We start from the raw sequence: 20,067 nt of genomic DNA, 5'->3' as shown, positions 1-20,067 counted from the left end.
TGATTGATGTAACAGAGAGGAGTACACTAGCATGCCATACGAACCGATAAGGCCTGAACGGTTAAAACAGATGTTAAACAAACTTCGGGAAGCCATATATGAGCCGATTGCCGAGTTGGAAGTGACGGCATGGGTTACCCCGGAGCCCGTATCATACGAGGAACGAATGTCCGGTACAAAAGTGACTCTCGCGCAAGGAGAAAAATGGGGGGATTTATGGGACTGTGCCTGGTTCCGCTTTGCGGGCCGTCTACGGGCAGGCGAACGACATCAGAATGCAGTCCTCTTGCTGGATGTCAGCGGTGAGCTGTGTCTGGTTGACCATGAAGGCTCACCGATCCAGGGATTGACTACCATTAACTCTGAGTTTGATTTTTCACTAGGTCTGCCTGGTAAACGAGTCGTGCAGCTCCAGGAGATGTCTGTGAATGGGCAGGAAGTTGAAGTGTGGGCAGATGCAGGCAATAACGATCTGTTTGGCAAGTATCGGGGAGGAACATTGAAAGAGGCCGTCATCGCCTACTGCAGGGAAGATATTCGGGATCTCTATTATGATACCGAGGTGCTTTTGGAAACGGCAGAGCAGCTCCATGAAGGTTCCGCTCGTAAGGAGAAAATTTTTCAAACGCTCTATGACATTTCATTGCAGTTGACAGAATTCTCCGAAGATCAAGTCCAGCAAGCGAAGAAACGACTGAATGAACAGCTGAGCATGCAGGGAGGCGATCCGGTCTTAACCCTAAGCGCTGTCGGTCATGCTCATATTGATTTGGCCTGGTTATGGCCGATCCGTGAGACGATCCGGAAAGGAGCTAGAACGTTCTCCACAGTGCTCCGCATGATGGAGCGTTATCCCGATTATGTGTTCGGAGCAAGCCAACCGCAGCTGTACGATTGGATGAAGCAGCATTATCCCAAGCTGTATGATCAGATCAAGGAACGGGTACGTGAAGGCAGATGGGAACCGCAGGGGGCCATGTGGGTGGAGTCGGATACCAATGTGCCTGGTGGTGAATCACTCGTACGCCAGATTCTGTATGGCAAGCGTTATTTTCAACAGGAATTTGGTCTGGAAATGAAATCACTCTGGATGCCTGATGTATTCGGTTACTCGGCAAGTTTGCCCCAGTTGTTAAAGAAATCAGGTGTGGATTACATGATGACCCAGAAGCTGTCCTGGAGTGAGTACAACCGACATCCCCATCATTCCTTTCTGTGGGAGGGGATTGATGGTTCAGCGGTATTAACACATATGCCGCCTGAGGATACCTACAATAGTCCGGCAGCTCCGCGTTCGATCGTCAAAGCTGAGCGGGAATACCTGGACAAAAATGTATCCAGCCATGCACTGATGCTCTTTGGTATAGGTGATGGGGGCGGCGGGCCAGGGGAGGAACATTTGGAGCGGCTGAAACGGGAGGAAAACCTGCTTGGCTTGTCTCCTGTTATACAGGAACCTTCGTGGAAATTTTTCGAACGACTTAATGAAGAGCGTGAGCGATTCCAGACGTGGCGCGGGGAGCTTTACCTGGAAAAACATCAAGGAACGCTGACCAGTCAAGCCCGAAGCAAACGATATAACCGAAAGATGGAGAAGGCGCTGCGCGAATTGGAGTTCGCCTCTGTACTGGTGACTGCCCAGATAGGTAAGTCTTATCCGTCCGAGACACTGGAAACGATATGGAAGGAAGTCCTTCTGTATCAGTTCCATGATATCCTTCCCGGGTCTTCAATCAAGAGAGTGTACGATGAGTCACTCCTAAGATACGAAGAACTTTTGGAGCAGACTGAAAATATGATCAATGCAACCTACAGTCATTTGGCAGACCAGATCTCTTCAAATGTCGATTCCTTACCCAACTCCTCCGTGGTGATATTCAATTCATTGCCTTGGGAACGTCAGGAGTGGCTTCACACGAATGGAAGCTGGCGCCAAATTCAGGTGCCGTCCATGGGATATACCGTGATATCTAATCATGTGGGCCAGGATGCTATGGATGAAATTGCATCCTCCACTGAGGTGGTCCCGGGAATGCGGGATTCGGGATTTCAGGTTTCTGCTAATGAGCGTGTCGTGGAGAATGACACCTTCATCGTAAGGTTTGATCGGAACGGAGCTATCATCTCCATCCGGGACAAGGCAGAAGCTCGAGAAGTCATTCCGCAAGGCTATCCGGGAAATGCACTTCGTGTGTATCACGACGAGGGAGATGCTTGGGATTTCAGTCATGACTATTCAGCGCATACGGGTATGCCATTAACGCTTCATGACATTCACGAGCTTCGTGATGGTCCCAAAGTTGGGTTGATTTTCGAGTATAACTATGGAGAATCCGCTCTGGTCCAGACTGTCGTTCTGACAGAAGGAAGCAGACGCATTGATTTTGAGACGACTGTCGATTGGAGAGAGCATGGGAAAATGCTCCGTACTTCATTCCCGCTGAATATCCGTACAGACCAGGTTCACTGTGAGATCCAATTTGGCAGTTTGACCAGACCGACCCATCGGAATACCATGTGGGACTTCGCCAAGGATGAGATATGCGCTCATCAGTGGATTGACTTATCGGAGCCGGATTATGGAGTCGCACTGCTGAATGATTGTAAATATGGTCATCGAGCCATCGATAACGTGCTTGATCTGAATTTGCTGCGCAGCAGCTCATACCCAGACCCCGAAGCAGATCGTGCGGAGCATAAGTTCACCTACTCGTTATATCCGCATCAAGGCAATCATGTTCAGGCTGAGGTCTATCGAAGAGGTAATGAACTGAACATCCCGCTTCGTACAGTTTCCTTATCATCTGTATCTGCGAAGCAGAACGGTAAGCTCCCGTATTCCAAAGCATTTCTTCAACCAGATCATCCGCACATCATGGTGGAATCGGTCAAAAAAGCCGAAGAGGGTGACGACATCATCGTCCGTCTATTTGAAACTTCAGGAATCCATGCCTCCACAGCATTACAACTTGGATTTCAGGTAGCAAATGCTTGGACGACGGATCTTATGGAAAATATGATTTCAACCGTTCCAATTGAAGAAGCATCCGAGATCGCTCTGTCCTTCACACCATTTGAAATCATTACGATACGACTGAAGTTAAGCCAGGTATAGCTGGGGCGATTCTCCGTCCCTTATAAGAAAGGAGAGGTGGGAATGTGATCAAGACACGAGAGAGCAACAATCGATTGATGAAGCGAATCTGGCAGCATAAGCTCTTTTATTTGTTCATGCTGCCCGGCATCGTCTGGTTTTTCCTGTTTTCTTACGTGCCGCTATATGGAATCCAGGTTGCTTTCAGGGATTACAACTTCATTGGTGGTTTCACGGGAAGTCCTTGGGCTGGCCTAAAGTACTTCGAACAGTTCTTCAATTATTACCAATCCGGTGACATCATCCGTAATACGATCATTATCAGTCTCATGAAACTGCTGATTGGTTTTCCGATGCCGATTATTCTTGCACTCCTGTTAAATGAAGTCCGAATGATCAAATTCAAAAAGACGGTTCAGACCCTTTCCTACTTGCCTTATTTCGTATCCTGGATCGTTGTGGTCACTCTGATGCAACGGCTTCTAACGCCGTATGGGGGTCCAGTCAACGACTTATTGGGGTCATTTGGAGCGGAGTCGATCCAGTTCCTGAACAATCCAACGTGGTTCTATCAGATGATCGTTGGTTCGGACATCTGGAAGAATATCGGTTGGAATTCCATCATTTTTATGGCTGCTATTGCGGGTATTGATCAGCAGCTTTACGAAGCTGCCAAAATGGATGGTGCAGGACGCTTCAGGCAGATGTGGCACATATCGCTTCCGGGTATCCGCAATGTGGCCATCATATTATTCATACTCGCCGTGGGCAGTCTGATGAGCGCGGGATATGAACAACTGCTTCTCCTGAATGGACCGGCGACCGCAAGTCTGGGCAGTGTACTGGACGTACACGCCATTAACTCCGGTATCCGGGAAGGGCGTCTCAGTTACGCTGCAGCTGTCGGACTATTTCAAAGTGTTATCGCACTCATTCTGGTTGTAACCGTCAATCGCATCGCTCGCAAAGTCAGTGATGTATCCCTGTTCTAAGGAGGTGACCTTATGGAACGAAAATGGTCTTTATTCTCGGTGCTTAACTATACCTTTCTTGCTTTAGTTGGATTCTCCATGATCTACCCGTTTATTTACATTTTGGCTTATTCACTGAATGACGGTAAGGACTCGATGCAAGGGGCAATTTATTTTCTTCCTCGCCAATTCACGTTGGATAACTATGCCCAGGTATTCGATAACGCACGAATCTGGAAGGCCTATCAAATTACGATTATGCGCACCGTGCTCGGTACCTTCCTCCACGTTGTGCTGTGTACACTCATGGCCTACGCACTTTCCAAAAAATCATTGCCTGGTCGCTCCTTTTTTACCTTTTACATCTTTTTGCCCACGATTTTCAGTGCGGGATTCATTCCGTTCTTCATTACACTCCAAAAGCTGCATCTGATCAATAGCTTCTGGGTGTACGTTCTGCCTATGCTGTTCAACTTCATGCACATCATCATTATTCGGACGTTTCTGCAAGGCATACCGGAAGAGCTGGAGGAATCTGCCCGAATTGACGGGTATGGTGATTTTCAAATTTTTATACGAATCATTCTGCCTCTCTCCGGACCGGTACTGGCAACCATCTCGCTCTTTATTGGGGTTGCCCACTGGAATGACTGGTTCTCGGGCGCTTATTACGTATCCAACAAAGATTTGATCCCAGTGCAGACCCTATTGCAAGAAATGCTGACTGAAGCAGAGGCGCTATCCAATTCGATGCAGCGTGCAGCACAGCAGGGTGGGCAGACCGTTGGTGGTGTCGGCGGAGCTGGAGCAACTCCTGAATCCCTTCGTATGGCATTGCTGGTCATAACGGTTTTCCCGATCTTATGTATATATCCGTTTCTGCAACGATATTTCGTGAAGGGGGTTATGATCGGTTCGGTTAAAGGGTAGATCATCTTGGCCTGAAATTGCTAGAGCTTGACCAGATCATATATTCAAGGAGGCGATTGGTTTGAACAGCATTTGGTCAAAAGGTGTATCCATGTTGCTCGTATCCATCATGGTTGGAGGTTTACTGAGCGGCTGCACGAGTTCATCCGGAAACGGGGAAGGAACAGAAGGGGATAACGGTAGTAAACTCAAAATATTGCATAATTGGAATGGCTCGGGCGGATCGGATAATGGAATGACACCTGTGGAGGAAGTGATCAAAGAGAAAACGGGTGTTTCCTTGGAGTGGGAATATACAAAAGGCAGCGAGACGGAGAAAGTAAACCAGATCTTCGCTACACAAGATTTGCCGGATATCTACACCGGGCCTGCATGGGGAGGTGAGCTGGACGGAATCATCAAGGCTGCCAAAGAAGGGCAGCTGGTTGATATATCCGATAAATTGGGAGATTATCCGAACCTGGCCAAATCCATTGCGAAAGAGAATGTACCGCCAGCACTCTATGAAAAAGCAATAGATGCGTATGACGGTAAGAAATATTTACTCTTACAAAATCAGCCTGCGACGAACGAAGATGGCATGGATTGGTTGTATGGCTTCTATGTTCGCAAAGACATTGCCGAGAAAGTCGGCGTTGATCCACAGTCTGTCGTGACCAAGGAAGACTTCTATAACTTCCTCCAAAAAATTAAAGATGCCAATCTGAAGGAGAGCGGTCAACCCGTTTTTCCGCTGGGCGGCTTCAGTAACGGATGGTCCGTGGGTATCGGCAACACGATGTTCTATTCGGGCGCAGGCTATGTAGACAAAGGTGACGGAACGGTAGAGCATAACTTTTTCACCAAAGGTTATGAAGAATACACGCTGTTCTATCGTAAACTGGTTGAAGAAGGGCTGATGGACCCCGAAGCCTTTACTCAGACCGATCCCATCGCCAAGGAAAAAATCAATCAAGGACGCATTGCTATCCTTGCTGCACATTACCCGGCCATTTTGGACGCCTCCAAAGAATATGTTACTTCCCATCCTGGAAGCGATTACATCCCGATCGGACCGTTGGAACGGGCAGATGTTGATCCGAGCCGGCCTGTCGATCTTGGCATTCAAGGAAACAACGTAACGGCTATCACCAGTAGCTGCAAGGGTGCGTGTGTAGATGCAGCACTCAAGTTCCTCGATTACATGGCATCTGACGAAGGCTTCATGCTGGCACGTTACGGAGTTCAAGGGGTTCATTGGGATATGAAGGACGGCAAACCTGTACCGAACCAGGAATGGTTCGACAAGTTTACAGCAGATCAATCCGGTAAAGTTCGCAAGAGTGTGGGCATCAGCATCGGACTGGAATCGATCACGGGTTTAGATCGCATCAACTCGGCAGCAGGCGGAGACATCTGGGCAGATCAGGATCGGCTCGATGCCATGGAAAATGCCCGGAAAATCCTGCGTCCAAATGGTATTCACGTAATAACAGCCTATAACCCGGGCGATGTGATTACCAAGTCACCGGAATGGGAAATGCTGAAGCCTTCCATGGACCGGATGGGAGATGCCTGGAAGGAAGCCATTTTCGCAAAATCAGATGAAGCGGCCCTTAGCATTATCAACGATCTCAGGGATCAGCTTCGGAAGACCGGATACGATCAAGCGATGCAGTTCACCAATGAGAACCTGAAAGGAAAAGATATCGTAACTGTTCAAATGCCGAACTAATGCCGAAGGGGCAGGTTACCGATTAGCACGGGAGTCACATAGGCTTTGCAGCGCCTTGGTCAACAAGTCGAGCAAAGCCTATCCCTTTTGAATCAGGAGCACCGTTTATGTTGGAAAAAATGAATTGAAGGAGATGTAACCAATGACGACGTTTAGACCACCATCGGTTCCGTTGATCACGGTAGACCCTTATTTTAGCGTATGGTCTGCTGCCGATCACCTCTATGATGATACCACTCGGCACTGGACGAACCATCCGCAGGGCATGGTCGGCATGATTGCCATTGACGGCAAAATCAGAAGGTTTATGGGAAAAATAGGTATTCGTGAAGATGCAGCCGTTGACGAGCCGGATGCGCTCATGCAGACGAATCTTACCGTTGAGCCTGTAACTACCCGTTACACCTTTGAAGGAGAGGGCATAGAGCTGGAGGTTCATTTTACCACGCCACTATTGCTCGATGATCTGGAGTTGTTATCCAGACCAGTGACGTATGTTACGTTCCATGTTAGAGCGATAGACGGTCAGGGCCATCACGTGAAAATCTATTTTGATGTGACAGGTGAATGGTGTGTACATTCCCCTGATCAGCAAGTTACCTGGGCATCTCATGTAATCAATGAGCAGTTGCATGCATTGTCCATGGGAACAGTGGAACAGCCTGTATTAAAACGTGCCGGCGATGATACGAGAATAGACTGGGGACATATGTATCTGGTGGTTCAGCAGACTTCTCAAAGTCATTCGGTCATTCATTCGGTATCCAGCCGTGAACAGTATGCCCGAACGGGTCGTTTGAAGACAGAAGATGACTCTCGTAAGCCGCGGTCCATCACTGGAGATATGCCTGTTATGGCAACCGAAATGGATATGGGATCTATCCATAAAGAGTCAGCCTCACGCTATCTGATGCTCGCCTATGATGATATTCATGCGATTGAATATTTTCACAAACCGCTGAATGCGTATTGGAAGAAAGATGGTGTGACATTCCATGCAATGCTGGCAAAAGCAGCGGAGCAATATGAAGAGATTGTACAGCGGTGCAATCGCTTTAATCAGGAGCTTTTAGCGGAAAGTCAGGCCGCAGGCGGGAAGCAATATAGAGACATCCTGGCACTGACCTATCGGCAAGCGATTGCTGCACATAAATTGGTTGCTGATGAAGCGGGAGAAGTATTATTTTTCTCCAAAGAGAATTTCAGTAACGGCTGCATCGCTACGGTGGATGTGAGCTACCCGTCGATTCCGTTGTTCCTGAGGTATAATCCCGAATTGGTCAAAGGCATGATGCGCCCAATCTATAGGTATGCGGAGAGCACGGATTGGACGTTTGATTTTGCTCCGCATGACGTCGGAACTTATCCTCAAGCCAATGGTCAGGTTTACGGAGAGAACAAGCTTGAATATCAAATGCCTATCGAGGAATGTGGCAATATGCTCCTGATGGCAGCAGCGGTATGCAAATATGAGCAGCAGGTGGAATTTGCACGTGAGCATTGGGGGCTTCTGACCGCATGGGCTTCGTATTTGCTGCAGCATGGTCTGGACCCGGATAATCAGCTGTGCACCGACGACTTCGCTGGACATCTTGCGCACAATGCGAACCTGTCGATTAAAGCAATTTTGGGTATTGCCGCTTATGCCTACATGAGCGCTGAACTTGGTTTGACTGATGGTGTCGTTTACCGTGAAGCTGCAGAAAAAATGGCAGATGAGTGGGCATCCATGGCAAATGCAGAAGATCACTACAAGCTGACCTTTGACAGCTCGAATGAGTCATGGAGCATGAAATACAATCTGGTATGGGACCGCCTGCTCGACTTCAATCTTTTTCCGAAAGAAGTGTATGCCAAAGAGTTGGCATATTATCAGCTAAAACAGAATCGATACGGCATACCGCTGGATAGCCGTGAGACGTATACCAAGTCCGATTGGCTCGTATGGTGTGCCTCCATGAGTGAAACGCAAGCCCAGTTTGAGCAGATGATCTCACCACTTTGGGATTTTATGAATGAGACATCGAGCCGTGTGCCGGTAACGGACTGGTATGATACCATCACCGGAAAGCAGTTGAATTTCCAAAATCGTTCGGTCGTCGGTGGATTTTTCATTCCTTTGCTAACCACAGCATCTGCATCAGATCAACATGAGAACAGGTGATGAATGTGGAATCGGAAATCACGGACATTCACAAATTACTGCAACAATTCAAAAATCCTGAGGCGACGTATCGGCCACAACCCTTTTGGTTTCTAAATCATAATTTCACCAAGGCTGAGCTTGAAAGCCAAATTCAATCCATGTATGAAGCGGGTGTTGGTGGCGTAGTTTTGCATGCACGTCATGGAATGCAGACCCCGTACCTGTCCGAAGAGTTCATGGATACGCTGGAATTTTGCACAAAGGAATGCGAGAAGCGCGATATGGTGGTCTGGCTGTATGATGAGGACAATTGGCCGAGCGGAACACTTGGCGGTAAGCTGACAAGGCAGCATCCCGAATATCGGATGAGATACTTGAGGGTCGAGGAACGAAGATACTTACACAAAGCACAACAGGGAACGTTACCTCTCGATTTTGTCGCCTACGATAACAATGAACTCATCGCTATTCTCGTTTATCGTGCCATCCAGCAAGATGGGGAATGGCTGATATATGATCAACCCGAAGACATTACAGCGTTATATGGGCAGGAATGGAAACCGGATACGGACGATGATTATATCATACTCGCCTGTTGGTCCTGTGAAATTGCCGAAGGAATCACGTTTGCAAATGGCTATTACCTGGACACCTTGAATCCGGAAGCGGTTCAGGCTTTCATTCAATGGGCTTATGAGCCGTTTCAGCAATTACAGCCACACTTCGGTGCGACCATTCAAGGCGTATTTACAGATGAACCTGGACTCATGATCCACGATGGTTTTTTTGGCGTAGAAGCTATTCGAACGTCTGTTCAAGATGTGAACGCAACTTTGCCCGGAATGGTGTTTGCTTGGACCCACGGGATGGCGGAACGGTATCAACAGGAGAACGGATATGAGCTAATTCCCTGCTTAGGCGCTTTGTTATATGGGATGGCTGATGGCAACAGATCTGTGAGGCAGGATTATTATGATACGATTACCCGTTGGTATGTCGAAGGGTATCATGCGGCTATTCGTACGTGGTGCGAGTCACGCAGTTTGCTGTATATTGGCCATACACTGGAGGAGCCAGTGTGGGGGCAGGCTCGGTCGCAGGGCAATCAAACCCGTGTATTGCAACAATTCCATTATACAGGTGTGGACTACCTGACACACGGGATCGGTACAAGGGAGAATCCGCATCGTATCGTATCCGTAAAGACCGCAGCGTCTGTCGCTCAGCTGAATGGGAAAAAGAGAGTCATCTGCGAGTCCTTTGGTGCGAGTGGTCATGCCTACGCGATGCGACAAAGGAGGCTTGATGCCAATTTCATGGCATTTCTGGGTGTGAATCTGTTTATTCCGCATGCATTCTATTATTCGTTTGCAGGATATCGAAAAACGGATTTCCCGCCTACTGAATTCAAGCATGCTCCGCACTGGCCTCATTATCGTGCTTTTGCCGATTATCTTGGGCGGCTGAGTGTACTGGGGGCTTCCACGAAGCGCATGCCGGAAGTGCTGCTATTGTCACCGATCCATACGGTGTATGAGCATATGTTCGTATCCGGTGAATCGAATCAGCATCCAACTGCGGATCAATTGTTCTCCTTATTGTCTGATCGTATGCTGCGCAGCTCCATCGATCACGATTATGTAGATGAGTGCCAGTTGAGAGAGGTAAAGAATGCTCAAGCTGACAGATATCCGTATGCCGGTAATCTAAACGCATATTCGATTTTGATTTTGCCTGAAATTACGGTTATGTCCACGGATATCGCAGAACAGCTTGTATCCTTTGTCAACAGAGGTGGAACGCTTATTGCTATTGGGGCAATTCCTTGTGATAGTGGAATCCTGCGGCAAGATCCGGACATATTGAAGCCTATGAATGTACTATTTGGTTCCAACCCTCAGCACGGAAAATTACAAGCAGTTGGCAAAGGGCACAGCCTATTCTATTCCATGAACAATACAGTCCATGAAGATGAGGGAGCGGAAGGAGAACCGGACGAGGATCGACATCATAATGATACGCTTATGAAGTTTTGTGTTCAGTTAAGAGAGTTAATGACAGTACAACCGGCCATTGCTTGGATACAGGTTGAAGGGCACGCCGAGGATCTAATTAGCGTTGAACGAACATTCGAAGGTCATGTGTATACATGGCTGATGAATTGGTCGGAGCAGCCCGTGTCCATTCAACTCGATCCGAATCGAATGAACAGTTACATGGAAGAATGGGATTTGGAAAACGGGAGTGTGAATTCGCTAAGTCATGATGCTGTTCTAACATTGGTACCGGGGGAGCTTCGTGTACTATCGGTTAGATATGATCAAGCAACCGATTCATTTGACCCCGATGATCATAGATTTTCCTTTCCGAAAGAGCACGTGAAGGGTAAAGCTCAGTGTTCCACCGAGGTGATGGTTTTAGGTGATCAATGGCAGTTTCAGACCGTAGAACCCAACGTACTTGTGCTGGATCAATGGCAGGTAACGTTGAATGACCGCAAGTCCAGGATGAATGCAGCGATGCCAGGTCAAGTCAATACGTACCGTACAACATTTGTCGTGACAGAGGAATGGATCGAGCTTATGAACTCGCAGAAAGGTTCAGAACATGCAAACGAATCAGGAGAGGAACTTCGCTTCACCAAGATGGAGCTGATTCTTGACGAGATTGAGCAGAAGATTCCATCCCATATCGGTTTTCTGCAGCGCAGACGTAATGTTGAAATCTTTGTTAATGGAGTACGGATGGAAGCACTCCGACCATCACCGTGGCAAGATATTCATTACAATGGTGTGGACATTAGCAAACACCTCGTGAAAGGCGAAAATGAGCTTGAAGTTCTCACGGTTTCATTGCTGGAGCCTATGCCTGCCATTTCCTTTCCTGCTTATCTGATTGGTTCATTTGCTATAGAAGATCAGACTACTTTAACCGTGGAACGGGAACAACTGGCAGGGGTATGGAATGCCGCCGGTTATCCATTCTATTCGGGAGCAGCATCATACTCGCAGCAAGTGGACTTGTCCAATGTCAGCTTGAATCCGGCAGATAAACTGTGGCTGGAAGCGGAAGATATTAGAGAGACGGCACGGCTTTATGTGAATGGGGAGGATGCTGGCATCCGCTTATGGCCTCCCTATCATTGGAATGTCACGTCTTATATTTTGCCGGGGATTAATGTAATCGCCATTCAAGTGGGCAATACACTGGAAAATGTATACGGAAAGTCATCACTGCCTTCAGGCATGAACGGGTTAGTAAAACTGGTGACTAGAACCTTAAAATAATGCAATATTCCGGTTCTGGGCAAGTAACTGTTGAGCAAGAATACGTACACATAAAAGTCGCCATATTGGCGGCTTTTTTGGCATTGAACAGGAAAGACTGAAGTTTGCTGCGCTGGAAATAATTATATTTATAGCAGGTTATTCATTAAATCCTTAGACCTCACACGTTATGAAAGCGATTTAAATATGTGTTGACGAAAACCATTTTCATAATTATTATGTAAATGAAAATAGTTTTAGAGAGGTGGATATCACAGTGAAGCAATATTTTGAGAAGGCTCAGAAGTTTGGTAAATCGTTCATGCTTCCTATTGCTGTTTTACCTGCGGCGGGTCTATTACTGGGGATTGGAGGCGCCTTATCCAACGCCAATACAGTTAATTCGTATCCGTTTTTGCAGATCACGTGGCTGCAGCAAGTGTTTACAGTGATGAGCAGTGCAGGAAGTATTGTGTTTGATAATCTGGCATTGATCTTTGCCATTGGTGTGGCGGTTGGACTTGCCAGAGCGGACAAAGGTACAGCAGGTTTGGCTGCAGGTCTTGCCTATCTGGTGATGAATGCATCCATTAATGCGATGTTGGTCAATTCGGGGAAACTTGCCGCAGATCATTTGGCTAGTGCCGGTCAAGGTATGGTACTCGGTATCCAGACACTGCAAACCGGTGTGCTCGGAGGGATCGTCGTCGGATTGGTTACCGCATGGCTTCATAATCGGTACAACAAAATAGAACTTCCACAATTCCTTGGATTCTTTGGAGGTTCACGTTTCATTCCTATCGTTTCATCTTTTGCGGCCATTTTTATAGGTATTGCGTTGTTCCTGATCTGGCCAACCATCCAGCTCGGCATAACGCAGCTTGGAGGTTTGGTCGATAGAACTGGGTATATCGGAACACTGTTGTACGGATTTGTTTTACGGATGCTGGGTCCACTTGGGTTGCACCACATCTTTTATCTGCCTTTCTGGCAGACTGGAGTCGGAGGAACAATGGAGGTTGCGGGAAAAGTTTACGAAGGAACACAGAATATTTTCTTTGCTCAACTGGGAGACCCTGCAACCGAGAAATTCTTCTCGGGTACATCCCGATTTATGTCAGGACGTTTTATCACGATGATGTTTGGTCTGCTTGGTGCCGCACTCGCTATTTATCATACAGCCAAGCCTGAACGTAAAAAAGTAGTCGGCGGACTGATGTTGTCTGCGGCACTCACCTCGTTCCTGACAGGAATTACAGAACCACTTGAATTCTCATTCCTGTTTGTTGCTCCAATCCTGTATGTGATTCACGCTGTATTTGATGGTTTGGCATTTATGTTATCGCATATTTTCGAGATTACCATCGGTCAGACTTTTTCAGGCGGATTAATCGACTTTATCTTATTCGGGATACTTCAGGGTAATGCGAAAACCAACTGGATTATCGTTCCTATCATCGGTGTGGTCTGGTTCTTCCTGTATTACTTTACCTTCCGAATTCTGATCGTTAAGCTCAATTTAAAAACTTCAGGACGTGAGGATGAGGGAACAGCGGAGCCAGAAGCCAAAACACAAAGTCAGCAAACGAATACACCGTCATCCGCAAAAGGGGCAGAACGATCGATAGCCATCCTGAATGGATTGGGCGGTGCAGACAATATCAATGAATTGGATTGCTGTGCAACGCGGCTTCGCGTATCCGTGAAGGATATTGAGAAGGTTCAAAAGGATGCACTTACAGCTACGGGAGCCAAAGGGGTCGTCCTGGTCGGTAACGGAGTGCAGGTTATTTACGGCCCTCAGGTAACGGTGATCAAAAATGAAATCGAAGAAATTATGGAAACGGAGTAATTGCAATGAATATAGATAAATTGGGTTTACAAAGCGGTCTCGTCGTATCATGTCAGGCATTGGAGCATGAGCCGCTTCATAGTTCGTTCATCATGGGACGCATGGCAATCGCAGCAAAAGAAGGTGGAGCCATAGGTATTCGTGCCAATACGGCGGCTGATGTGAAAGAGATTAAGGAACAGGTTAATCTTCCGGTCATAGGTATTGTGAAGAGAAATTACGGAACCAATCCGGTCTTCATTACACCAACGATCGTGGAAGTGGATGAGCTTGCCGAGGTGCATGCGGAGATCGTTGCGGTTGATGCGACGATGCGAGCCCGGCCGGATGGTAAAACACTGGATGAATTCGTGCATGAAATTCGTACCAAACATCCTCAACTTCTATTAATGGGGGATATTTCGACCCAAGAGGAAGCTATAAATGCAGAACGGCTCGGCTTTGATCTGATTTCTTCTACATTAGTCGGATATACAGAGGAAACAGCAGGGGTTAAGCTGTACGATAATCAATTTGCGGCCTTGAAGGAAATTCTGGCAAGTGTGCAAACACCTGTTGTTGCGGAAGGGAATATCATGACGCCCGAGATGGCAGCAACGTGTCTCGAAGCTGGTGTCTATTGTGTTGTTGTCGGTGGGGCCATTACGCGTCCCCAACAAATTACGGAACGTTTTGTCGCTGAAATCGCAAAATTGAAGGAGTCTTCTCCTTCTGCTAAATAAAAAGAGAAAACATGAAAACAGCCAACGAATCAAGTTGGCTGTTTGTTTATTCAGCAGAATAAAGAGCTTTTAACGTTTGCTGGCGCGCATGAAGTAAATGTTCATCCTCAAGTAATAGAAGCGAGATCACATCCAGGATGTAAATAATGGCCAATTGGCTGTTGATGAAGTTCACATCTCCGTTTCGCCCGATATCCGGGGTAAAAATACACAAATCCGAAATTTCAGACAGGGGTGTATGATCAAAATTAGTAATTCCCACGACTTTGCTTCCTCTTTTTTTGGCCGCGTTTAATGCGTCGCTGACTTCTAATGTTCGTCCAGAATTAGATAAACCAATAACCAGATCATCTTCGCCCAGAAGAGAAGCACTCATGATCATCATGTGAGAATCGGTTACCGCATCGATTACGATATCCATCCGCATGAGCCTGTATTTGAATTCCAAAGCAGACAAGCCTGAACTTCCCAAACCATAGACATAAATTTTGCGAGCTTCTTTTATGTACTGGACCACTTGTTCAATTTTGTCGGTATCCAGCATTTCCGCGGTCGCATTTATAATATCATTGTGAATCTGTTGTGTTCGTATAAAAAAATCCGTTTCATTGCGGGGTTGGTGTACTTCGCGGCTAAGCCGAATTTTAAAATCGACAAAGGTGGAACAACCTACTTTTTTGCAAAATCGAGTAATGGTGGACATGGAAGCATTGGTGTACGTAGCCAGATCCCTAATATTGATGTTATTAATGGATGATTTATTGAGCATAACATAATCGGCTATTTCCTTTTCTTTTGCTGAGAAGCGCTGGTATTCAAGCTGTAGCATATCAATGACACTGGAGGACATTCGGATTCTCCTTTCCCAGAACGTGTTAACTTCTATATAGTCTATCCTCATTAGTCTACTTCCTAAAAGCCAAATCATCAAACCTTTATAAATAGACGTATCGTTTCATTGGATGATGTTAAATACCATATTAATTATTATGTTAACTAAAAATATCATTCGTGAACAGTATAAATAAATGTCAGAGTTTACATACGTTTTACTTCAAGCTGACTGGATACTGATTTCCACTTGCTATGATTGGCCTGTTTGGATTTTGATAATCCAACTAATCATACATAAAAAGGAGAGAATTATGATCAGTCACCTCTACAAAAAGTGTTTACCCATCCTGTTATCGCTTTCTTTGGTATTCGGATGGTTCGCGGGATTTGGGGGAGCCAATTCAGTCCAAGCCGCATCGTCTTCCGAGCCGGATATTCTGTTACAGCGCAGCGCCGAATGGAATTATTTTGATCAGGGTCAGGATTTACTGACAGAATGGCGTACCTACGATGATTTGTCCTCCTGGAAAACGGGACAGGCTCCATTTGGGTATAAGGACAACGGCAATGGCGTGAGCACTTCCTATTTTGGAGCCCTCAAAACAGAAGTCAGCTACGGTCTGGACAAAAAATTAAAACCCCGCACGACTTATTTCCGCACAAATCTAAACGTTAACAAAGATGAAATCAGCAGCTACGGACAAATTCTCGGCACATTCGGCATTGATGACGGGGCAGTTATCTATGTCAATGGTGTAGAGATCCGTCGCTTTGGCATGCCGGACGGAGAGGTTGAGTACACTACCAAAGCAACCTCAAATAAGGACCTGCCGGTAATGTATGAGGATATCGATTTGACTGAGCCGATGAAAGCCAATTTGCATGATGGCTCGAACGAAATTGCGGTCGAAGTACATCAACAGAGCGACAGCAGTTCTGACCTGTATTTTGATATGGAGCTTAAGGCATTGGCTGATGCGCCATTGCTGGATATCAGCAAAGTTACGGTTACTTTCTATGGTGATGCGACAAGTGCCAAAGGTTTCACTTGGTATACACCACTTGCATCTGCACAGAGCACTGTTCAAGTGGTACCTAAACAGGGAGGCCTTGCAGATTTCAGTCAGGCCCAAAGCTTCAACGGACGCGAAACCGTGGCCTCCAACTCCCCGGGAGAAATGGTGCATAAGGCGGAAGCGACGGGTCTTACGCCAGATACCGCTTATTATTTCCGCGTTGGTGATCAGAGCCTGGACATATGGAGTGAGGTTGGAACGTTCAAAACGGCTCCGGTTGATGGAGACTTTACCTTCATTGACCTGACAGACACACAAGCGAAGGAAGAAGATGAGGCGATTCTGTCCGGCTCTACACTTGCCAAGGCACTTGCGACTGTTCCGAATGCTGAATTTGTCGTCCATAACGGAGACGTTGTCGAGAATGGTACTTCAGAGCAAGAATGGAATTGGCTGCTTGGACATTCGCAAGCCAGTCTCATGAACACAACCATTGCACCATCCGCTGGCAATCATGAGGATGAAAATTATGTGTTCTACGAGCATTTTAACGTAAAGCAGCCAGAGGGTGCTGAAACGGTAACGGGCGCATATTACTCCTATGATTACAGTAAAGCCCACTTTATCGTACTGAACTCCAACGAGGATTCAACCGAGTATGCCAATTTCTCAAACGAGCAAGTCGCATGGATGAAGCAGGATGTAGCGGATGCGAAAGCCGCAGGAGCCGAGTGGATTATCGTTAACATCCATAAAGGTCCGTACACAACATCGAATCACGCCACGGATAGCGACATTATTGGTGCGAACGGTGAACGGAAAAAAATCGCCCCGCTCATGAACGAACTTGGAATTGATCTGGTCCTCCAGGGACATGACCATATATATGCTCGCACCAAGCCAATCAAGAGCGATGGCACCGCTGAAGATGTGTCCAAAATAACAGAGACTTTTAATGGTCAGAGTATCGAGTACTCGGTCAAACCGGATGGAACCATTTATATGATTCCCGCAACCGCCGGGGCCAAAGTATATTTCAAAAACGTAAAGCCAGAACTGGGTGAAGCATATTTCAGCTTGTTCGAGCGTGCGGAAGAAAACCATGCACGGAAATATGGCGACACTACAAGTTTGGCCAGAGGTTATGTGCAGAACTTTGTCTCCTTGACCATTAATGGAGGTAAGCTGTCCGCCATAACATATGAAATTGACCAAAATAAATATAATGCAGAACCATTTATCGTGGATACTTTCGGAATTATCAAGGAATCTGATACGGTACCTGTTCCTGAGAAAGTCAGCAAAGTAACGGTAACGTTCCACGGAGATCCGACCAATAGCAAAGGCTTTACGTGGTATACCTCTGATCAAGTGACAGAGAGCAACCTTCAAGTTGTGGAGAAAACTGCTGCAGCACCTGATTTTACACAAGCCAAATCGGTTCAAGGGCGCTCTGCCCAGCCTGCGAATGCTCCATCGGAGCTGATGCACAAAGCGGAAGTGACCGGACTCAAAGCGAATACGACCTATTATTACCGGGTAGGGGATGCTTCCCGGCAAGTATGGAGCGAGACAGGAACCTTCCGCACGGCACCGGAAAAAGGCAAATTTACCTTCATCGATCTGGCCGATACACAAGCTAAGGAAGAAGATGAAGCCATCCTTTCTTCCGAGACACTGGCTAAAGCGCTCGCCACAGTACCGGATGCACAGTTCGTCGTACACAACGGTGACATCGTGGATAATGGTATCAAAGAGGAACAGTGGAATTGGCTGCTTGGGCATTCGCAGAAAAGCCTGTTGAACACAACCATCGTTCCATCCGCAGGAAATCATGAAGACGAGAACTACGCGTTTATTGATCATTTTAATATCCAGTCACCAGAGAATTCAGCAACGGAGACGGGAGCGTACTACTCATATAATTACAGCAACGCACATTTTGTTGTGCTGAATTCGAATGAGGATTCGGACGAGTATGACAACTTCTCAGTAGAGCAGGTCGAGTGGCTGAAGAAAGATGTCCAGGCTGCCAAGAAAAATGGAGCCCAATGGATTATTGTGAACATTCACAAGGGTCCATACACAACCTCAAATCACGCAACGGATTCCGACATCATGGGAGCAAACGGTGTACGTACCAAGATTGCACCGATCATGGCCGAGCTGGGCATTGATTTTGTTCTTCAGGGACATGATCATATCTATGCCCGCACAAAACCGATCGATCAGAATGGAAAAGCACGTCAGCCAGAGATCATCACGGAGATGCAAAATGGAGAGAAAATCGAGTACTCAGTGAATCCGAATGGCTCAATCTATCTGATTCCGGCAACAGCGGGTCCAAAAGTGTATTACAAAAATAAGAGTGAAAGTCTCGGAGAAGCTTACTACAGTCTTTTTGAACGTGCAGAGGAAAATCATGCAGATAAATATGGCCCAGATCCGAACGACAACCGTCGTCCGATGCGCAGTCAGGTCCAGAATTTTGTGGGCATTACGATTGACGGCGGTAAACTGACAGCTATCACGTATGAAATTGACCAAAATCTGAACGGAGCAACCCCGTTCATTATTGATCAGTTCGGTATCGTGAAGAAAACGGAGACGACAAATCCTGGGACTGATCCTTCCAATCCGGGAACATCGAACCCGGGTTCTGGCTCTGGTTCCGGTAATGGATCAGGCAGCGGTAATAGCTCCTCAGGAACTGGCGGCAACACAGGAACCGATAACGGTTCAAACAACGGTACCGGTAACGGAACTGAGTCTGGCAATGAGCCGGGCACTGGATCAGGCAATAACGGGAACGCAGGGACTACGCCAGCGATAAAAGATACAGCCGGGCACTGGGCAAAATCTGCAATTGATAAAGCCTTGGCGGCTGGATTTGTAAATGGTTACGGCGATCAGACTTTCCGTCCAAATCAAAAAGTCACACGCGCCGAGTTCATAACGATGCTGGGTCGCGCCCTGAATATGAATACCGTAAGCGAGAGCATTCACTATACGGATGATAACAAGATTCCTTCATGGGCGAAGTCATATATTACAGCAGCGGCATCTGCTGGCATTATCAATGGTTACGCTAATGGTTCGTTCGGTCCTGGCAAGACGTTGAGCCGTGCGGAGATGGTGACCATGATTGCACGAGCTGGCGGGATCCCAACGGATTCCAATGCGAAGCTGGATTTCAAAGATGCAAAGGGTGTTCCGGCATGGGCAGTATCCCATGTAGCTTCTGCCGTGGAGGCAGGTCTGGTAGGCGGTGTTGGTGGCAATCGATTTGCCCCAATGCAGACAGCCACCCGGGCTGAGGCCGTTACGCTTATTATCGGTCTTCTTGAACAAACAAAATAACGCCAAAATAATGCCTCCTAGAAACCAATGTGGAACTATCCGCATTGGTTTCTTGCTTATTTAGAAGACTTGGAGATAATAATGAAGACGTTGCAGAAGAACCAGAGTCCCTGTACTGTGGATGGATCGTTAATTGAACTTGTAAATCTGATTTAGAACTAA

The 20,067-nt window shown here is 46.9% G+C and carries 10 protein-coding genes; 9 read left to right on the top strand and 1 reads right to left on the bottom strand.

The genetic code is table 11. From position 1 onward, the window contains the following. Positions 1-31 precede the first annotated feature (31 nt). The 8 genes from P5G61_RS14370 (at position 32) to P5G61_RS14335 (ending at position 14,695) form a co-directional block, all read left to right on the top strand. Positions 32-3,115 (top strand): alpha-mannosidase, encoded by a 3,084-nt coding sequence (locus tag P5G61_RS14370; RefSeq protein WP_301247164.1) that lies wholly within the window; start codon positions 32-34, stop codon positions 3,113-3,115. A gap of 44 nt (positions 3,116-3,159) precedes the next feature. Beyond that, complete coding sequence (locus P5G61_RS14365; protein ID WP_024631735.1) at positions 3,160-4,086, top strand: ABC transporter permease; 927 nt, start codon at positions 3,160-3,162, stop codon at positions 4,084-4,086. Between the two features lie 12 nt (positions 4,087-4,098). Continuing rightward, positions 4,099-4,995 (top strand): carbohydrate ABC transporter permease, encoded by an 897-nt coding sequence (locus P5G61_RS14360; RefSeq protein WP_024631734.1) that lies wholly within the window; start codon positions 4,099-4,101, stop codon positions 4,993-4,995. Between the two features lie 61 nt (positions 4,996-5,056). Further along, positions 5,057-6,709, top strand: coding sequence for an extracellular solute-binding protein (locus P5G61_RS14355; protein WP_301247163.1), 1,653 nt, complete (start codon positions 5,057-5,059; stop codon positions 6,707-6,709). A gap of 142 nt (positions 6,710-6,851) precedes the next feature. Next, positions 6,852-8,873 carry a glutaminase family protein gene (locus P5G61_RS14350; RefSeq protein ID WP_301247162.1) on the top strand — a complete coding sequence of 674 codons (2,022 nt, stop codon included), beginning with the start codon at positions 6,852-6,854 and terminating at the stop codon, positions 8,871-8,873. Beyond that, a complete protein-coding gene (locus tag P5G61_RS14345; RefSeq protein ID WP_301247161.1) occupies positions 8,873-12,142 on the top strand; it encodes a glycosyl hydrolase in 3,270 nt (1,089 codons plus the stop codon). The genes P5G61_RS14350 and P5G61_RS14345 overlap by 1 nt, the downstream gene beginning before the upstream one ends. Positions 12,143-12,398: 256 nt before the next feature. Then, positions 12,399-13,973, top strand: coding sequence for a glucose-specific PTS transporter subunit IIBC (gene ptsG / locus P5G61_RS14340; RefSeq protein WP_094936586.1), 1,575 nt, complete (start codon positions 12,399-12,401; stop codon positions 13,971-13,973). 5 nt (positions 13,974-13,978) lie between these two features. After that, entirely contained in the window at positions 13,979-14,695 is a 717-nt protein-coding gene (locus P5G61_RS14335; protein ID WP_301247160.1) for an N-acetylmannosamine-6-phosphate 2-epimerase, read from the top strand. A gap of 46 nt (positions 14,696-14,741) precedes the next feature. On the opposite strand, the gene P5G61_RS14330 is transcribed toward P5G61_RS14335, so the two are convergent. Further along, complete coding sequence (locus P5G61_RS14330) at positions 14,742-15,545, bottom strand: MurR/RpiR family transcriptional regulator (RefSeq protein ID WP_301247159.1); 804 nt, start codon at positions 15,543-15,545, stop codon at positions 14,742-14,744. Positions 15,546-15,840: 295 nt separating this feature from the next. Here P5G61_RS14330 and P5G61_RS14325 point away from each other — a divergent pair, with 295 nt between their 5' ends. Next, on the top strand, positions 15,841-19,905 hold the full coding sequence (locus P5G61_RS14325) for an S-layer homology domain-containing protein (RefSeq protein WP_301247158.1): 4,065 nt from the start codon (positions 15,841-15,843) through the stop codon (positions 19,903-19,905). The last annotated feature ends 162 nt before the right edge of the window (positions 19,906-20,067 follow it).

Source organism: Paenibacillus vandeheii (assembly GCF_030433635.1).
Lineage (GTDB): Bacteria > Bacillota > Bacilli > Paenibacillales > Paenibacillaceae > Paenibacillus > Paenibacillus vandeheii.
This window is presented reverse-complemented; position numbering and strand designations above follow the sequence as displayed.